The sequence below is a fragment of the Pseudomonas sp. F01002 genome (genome assembly GCF_004402115.1).
Taxonomy (GTDB): Bacteria; Pseudomonadota; Gammaproteobacteria; order Pseudomonadales; family Pseudomonadaceae; genus Aquipseudomonas; species Aquipseudomonas frigoris.
In genome coordinates this window covers 36,467-36,676 of sequence record NZ_SOPU01000004.1, presented here as the reverse complement: position 1 = coordinate 36,676, position 210 = coordinate 36,467, and positions in this window count along the sequence as shown.

Here is a 210-nt window from a genome sequence, read left to right as displayed (position 1 = left end):
GAGCACCGCCGTCGCCAATGGTTTCATAGAGGTTAGCTGATTCACCTCATCCAGGCTTTTGTGGCGAGGGAGTTTGCCCTGCGGACGAACCTTGTAGCAGCTGCCGAGCCTGCGAGGCTGCGTTCGGCTGCGAAGCAGTCGTAAACCCTGCATGCGAGTTTGTCCTGACACACCGAGGTGTTTGATTTCACGACTGCTTCGCAGCCGAAC